Raw genomic sequence first — 5,371 nt, 5'->3', positions numbered from 1 at the left:
CCCTAATGGAAGTGTATGACGATATCCCCGGAATGGTTGAGACCATGAGGATGAATGAAGCCAAATCAGAAAAGGAAGCTGACCTACTCGTTACCACGGCCCACACATCGAAGGGAAAGGAATTTGACCATGTCATTATCAATGACGACTTTCCATCCATTATAGAAGCAGTTGTGATGAAGAAGCCCCGGGAAGTAATAATTGATGAGTTAAATCTGCTGTACGTAACCATCACCAGAACGAAGAAATCAGTAAACATCAATACTTCGTTAATGGAGCTATTAGAGGAATACCGAAGTCGTATTGAACGAAATGTTTCAGTGGTGATAATTTGAAAAAAGAGCCCTGGTTTAATTCAGGGCTCTTATTTATTTCTATTTTTCTGGTTGGGACGGTGAGGTTTCGCCCGATGTGTCTTTCTGAGAATCGGTAACCATAGCCTGGATCACTTCTACGAATTTTGAGAAGGGTTGTGCGCCTACAACAGACACTTCTTTACCGGTGACATTATCTCGCACAATCGTTGTTGGTGTACCATCAACACCGGCAGCTGAACCGGCCTCCATATCCTGCTTAATGCGCTTAATCACTTCAGTACTGCCCATACAGGTATCATACTTCGCCTGGTCTACCTCAAACAGTGCTGGGATACTGTCCGCATCCTTAAAACCTTTACCGTTCGTTTCAGTATGGTTAAACCAGTAATCAGTAACGGCCCAGAAAGCACTCGGCCCTTTCTGCTCCGCAATACACTCAGCAACAGCTGCGGCCTTCGATGCAACCGGCTCATGGAATGACATTGGGTAGTGACGCCACTCCCAGTTTACGGCCCCGGCTGTCGCGGTATCAACGATATACTTCGGTGTTTCTTTGAAGCGCTTACAGAATGGACACTCCAGATCTTCATAGTTGATCAGCGAAAACCGAGCGCCCGGCTCGCCATAGATATAACGGCCATCAGTATTTTTATTTGCTTTGTCCCAGCCTTTATAGAGTGCCTTTCGTTCTTCAGCGAGCTTTTGGTCGGCGATAGACTTGAGAGCATCTTTTACTTCATCCTGAAGATTTCCCTTTGCTCCCGATTGAGCCACGGGATTCGTGGCCAGCGATGTGCTCATTTTATCCAGCAGTTGATTGGTCATCACCTGGGTCTTGTACGTGATAAAACTAATTACCATCAACCAGATCATTCCGATTACAACAACGATTCCCCCGGCCCAGGCAAAAACCGATTTATTTCCAGAACTGCACTTTTCGTTTCTCTGCTTATCCATTGTACCCTCGCGTTTTAGATGGATTAGGACTTAGGTTGTTGGTTATCGATCTGCATCTGAATTCGATATTTCCGCAGCTCTTCCGGTTCTCCACTGGAAAGCACACTTAATTCGTGGGCACTTAACCGATAACCAGGTGTTGAGCAGTATTTATCTTTGATGCGGAGGTATTCGGCCCTGCTGGCGTTCTGTGTGTTATTAGGAAGGAGAAAGGTATTTTCCCCGCAAAATGCTGGGGTCTGGGTGAACGTGCCACGCGGCCCATTGGCATACTTTGTATTAGCCACTGAAGTGAGCAAGACCTGGGTGTAATTGTCATGAGCCACATATCGCTTCCCTGATGGGTCATTGATTGCATACGGACTCACGAGCGTGTGCTCATACCCTGGGTAACGTATCGCCGCGCCACCGCGTTCAGTACTACGCCAGGATTCTGAGTACTGATACTGGTAAGGGTACTCGGCCCTGGCCGGAAGATTGCGCGTTTCGTCGAGGTAAGTACGTTGAGGTTTACCTGACCCACTGCAACCGCTGGTGATTACGCCGGTAATAACCACCAGCAGGGGATAAACAATTTTATTAGCCAATTTCATCGCTTAGTCTCCAATTGGATAGCAACGTCATTATCTTAATTTCCTGCCCTTGACGTTATGTTTTATGAAGACAAAACGTCGTCATTTTTCAGCACGAATTTTCTCTCAATCAGTTAACTTACAAGGTACTTAACCGGAGAAATATTTTAATGCTGAGACTCATTAAAAATGTTCTGAATATCTTTTCGCCTGATAACAAAAAGGCTACCACTGATCTATTCGGTGACGAAATCGATACGTCAGTAGATGAAGAAATCGGAAAACTCATTTCTTCACGAGATAATATGCGCTATCCGGCAAGCGAAATCGGATTCCCGGCTCAAGTACCGGGTGAGTACGTATTACGTCATTACCAGAAACCGCTTGTGATGGCGATTAAACGAGAGCTGGATATAAGGGACTCTGAGTTCAATCAGCTTATTCTTCCAATGCTGGTAAATTTCGCTAACTTTGTTCATCTCTTCCCTGCATCTGAAAACCATCACCACCGTGCTGCAACCGGTTTGTTACGTCATTCATTAGAAGTGTGTTTCCAGTGTATCCGGCGTTCTAAAAACATTGAGTTCGATTCAATGGCGGTTCCCGTACATAAATCAAATCGGGCATTAGCATGGCGACTTGCAGTTGCAGCTGGTGGGCTACTTCATGACCTCGGGAAACCATTTACCGATTTTGAAGTATGGAACGAAGACGGGAAAATTCACTGGCCACCAGGCCATGAACCAATCCATATCTGGGCAAAAGAGAACAACGTAAAAAGATACTATCTTGTATGGAAACCAGGCCGTCACCGTCAGCACACCTCCAGCACGAGCAATATGCTGTTGATGATCATGCCAAAAGAAATGCATGTTTACTTGCTCAACGGCGGGAATGATATTTTCAATGAACTGACCCGGGCACTGAATGCCAGTGCGCAGCTCAATGCAGAAAAGCTTAGTGGTCAGGACGTCAAAAACAAAATTCTCACTACCATTAAGGCCGCAGATTCAGCATCCGTTAACTATGATATGCGGCAATACGCCGGTGATGCGATTCGTGCAAGCCAGTCAGGCGTACCTGCGGTTCAGCGGGTTGTTGATGCCATGCGCCATAGATTGAAAAAAGGTGATTGGATCCCGAACAAGCCAGGAAGCCCTGTATGGGTGACTACCTATGGCGTATTCATCGTCTGGGGTGTTGCGGTCAAGGATATTATTGAGACTGTCAGGAACTCCGGCTCTGTTATTCCACAAACCCAGAACAGTCTGGCTGACCTGATGCTGAGTTATCATCTCTGTCGACCAAACGTTCACCAGGACGATGACACGGCATACTGGCGTATTGCCCCTCATATTTTGAATGATAAAAGCTCAAGAGAAAGCAAAGACCCTAAAGTGGCGCTGAGCTGCATCCTTCTGATATCTCCAGAAGTACTATTTGTCGATACTGTTGACCCTCTACCATGCAGCAGCCGCATCCGTATCGAAGGGAAATGGGTGGAATACCTGACCGGGAGGCCAAACCAGCCGAAACTTGTCGAAAGCGAACCCTACATTGGACAGAAACCTGTTCCGTCAGCCGGGATACCGAAGGAAGTCGATCCCTCAGTTTTACAGGGTGGGACAATCATTGATGAAGAACAGGAATCGCCACTGGCGAGTATTTTTGGAAACCGACAGGTTACGCCGGAAAACGCCCACGAACTGTTGCATAAGCTCAATTTGCTTTCTGATGAAGACTACAATCGTGTTAAGGAAAGACATACCAGTCCCAAAAATCCAAATGACTGTCAGGATGGCGCTAATTCACCAACAACTGAGCCGGTGGTCAGCGGTGAGCCAAATGAGCTCAAAGCTAATGAACCAAAGCCAGTACCGGAGAGTAATGAACCCAAACGCCGACTTTCGCTCAAAGAAACCCTGGCATCAGCACAAACAGAAATTGAGTTCTCTGCACCCGGTTCATTTACAAAAGAACCAAACCATAAAACTCTGAACGAAACTCTTGAGTTTCATTCAATCATCAACACGTATAATAGCAACGAACCAACTTCAGGCGATGAAATCGATCAGCCCACGCGCTCACCTACCCGGCAGGCAATAAAGGAAATTCAGCTGCACCAGGATGCTGCCGACACCGGCATACAGTCTGGTGAGGTAATAGATGATTATTCAATATACCAAGATTATGATTCCATGTGGCAGGATGACGTGAAAGCTGATAACGATTATGGTTACTCGGCTCATGCGGATACATCAGACAACGTACCGGCTAATGTTAAATTTTACGATAAATTCAGCCAGCTATACGTATCTGGTCTTGAAGCTGCAAAAGAATTTCTCGTTAAATATGTTGCCGACCACGCAAACGACCTATTTATTGAATCAGGCCACTTAATCATTACTGTTGATAAAGATTTTGACGAACGTAATTTTTCGCTACTTCAGGACTCGAACTGGTTATGGCAAAGGTTTATGGAAGCTCCAGCCCAGTATTATTTTCACCGTACTCAGAAGTGCTTTTATCTCAGAAAAGAACTTAATAATGATATCGACTTGCTGATGGACGGGAAGTTTAACCATCTGCTTTACTCTGCTTTAACTGATGTTTCAGATAAAGATTACGACATTACAGATTTATGTAATGAGATGATTTCAAAAGGTATGTTGAAGCGAACCCATTCTGGAGAGCCTGTTATTGCCATAAGCGTTGCCTTAAAGCGACGTATTGCAGATGAACTCGGCATTGATATTACTCAATTGCAAAAAATTATGCTTATGCACTTTGATTTCTATTCAAAGACCGGTGTTGACTACATTCTTCCTAATAGTGAAAGAATGCATAATCAAATGGTGGATAAAGATGAGTGAGTGGAAATATAACTTACGTTGGCGCACCAATTTTGAAGGTCTTGAGCTTCTTGGCTGGACAGCTGGCATAGCCGCCACTATCGGGGTTAATACACTTTTTAATATGCCATCACTGCCCTGCTATCTTTCTGTTGCCGTACAAGCCGCGTATGGCATACGTAGTCTCCCTGCGGCATGGGATATATACACTCATAAGCGTCGACTCAAACGCAAACCTAAACCGCTCGTCATGGACATGAAATCATTTATAAAACAGATGATTCGTGAGCCTGAAAGTTATCTAATCGGCAAGGGCTTTGAGTGGGGGCAAAATGAAGGGCAACTGGCTTCAGAGCTGATAAAACGTGATATCAAGAAATTTATAGCTAAGCCGCCAAAAAATTTCATGGGTCTCGGTTGGATACATGCGCTTGGTAAGAAAACCGAATGGGTCGGTATTTCGGAAGAGCTTTTAACATTGCATACTCTGGTAACTGGTACAACCGGTTCAGGTAAAACAACATATTTCAAACTGCTTATTCTTCAAGCTGCACTAAAAAAACAACCGCTTATTCTCATAGATCCAAAAAATGACGAAGAGCTCGCAGAATGGATGAAGTTTTGTCTCGAATTGGTAGATCGGTCGTCAAAATATAATTATGTTTCTTTAGGG

General features: G+C 44.8%; 5 protein-coding genes. 3 read left to right on the top strand and 2 right to left on the bottom strand.

Annotated elements, in window-relative coordinates; genetic code table 11:
• A partial coding sequence (locus tag M989_RS23475) for a 3'-5' exonuclease (RefSeq protein WP_167351069.1) occupies positions 1-335 on the top strand: 335 nt, incomplete at its 5' end.
• A gap of 39 nt (positions 336-374) precedes the next feature.
• Here the strand turns inward: M989_RS23475 and M989_RS23470 are convergent.
• Together M989_RS23470 and M989_RS23465 are read right to left on the bottom strand one after the other, a co-directional pair.
• Positions 375-1,274 (bottom strand): DsbA family protein, encoded by a 900-nt coding sequence (locus tag M989_RS23470; protein ID WP_008786657.1) that lies wholly within the window; start codon positions 1,272-1,274, stop codon positions 375-377.
• Between the two features lie 23 nt (positions 1,275-1,297).
• Positions 1,298-1,867, bottom strand: a complete 570-nt coding sequence (locus M989_RS23465) for a hypothetical protein (protein ID WP_059331660.1) — start codon at positions 1,865-1,867, stop codon at positions 1,298-1,300.
• A 149-nt stretch (positions 1,868-2,016) separates the two neighbouring features.
• On the opposite strand from M989_RS23465, the gene mobH reads away from it, so the two are divergent.
• Both mobH and M989_RS23455 read left to right on the top strand, forming a co-directional pair.
• Positions 2,017-4,719, top strand: a complete 2,703-nt coding sequence (mobH, locus tag M989_RS23460; protein WP_064549219.1) for a MobH family relaxase — start codon at positions 2,017-2,019, stop codon at positions 4,717-4,719.
• Positions 4,712-5,371: ATP-binding protein (locus M989_RS23455; protein WP_157093597.1), on the top strand; the 660-nt coding region annotated here is incomplete at its 3' end. The genes mobH and M989_RS23455, both read left to right, overlap by 8 nt.

This window comes from Kluyvera georgiana ATCC 51603, from assembly GCF_001654985.1.
Taxonomy (GTDB): domain Bacteria; phylum Pseudomonadota; class Gammaproteobacteria; order Enterobacterales; family Enterobacteriaceae; genus Kluyvera; species Kluyvera georgiana.
Note: the sequence above shows the minus strand (reverse complement) of the source record. Positions and strands in the feature narration are given on the sequence as shown.

Excerpts from the sequence above, each read along its gene's own strand:
- M989_RS23470 (WP_008786657.1), bottom strand. The coding sequence starts at position 1,274 with ATGGATAAGCAGAGAAACGAAAAGTGCAGTTCTGGAAATAAATCGGTT.
- M989_RS23465 (WP_059331660.1), bottom strand. The coding sequence starts at position 1,867 with ATGAAATTGGCTAATAAAATTGTTTATCCCCTGCTGGTGGTTATTACC.
- mobH (WP_064549219.1), top strand. The coding sequence starts at position 2,017 with ATGCTGAGACTCATTAAAAATGTTCTGAATATCTTTTCGCCTGATAAC.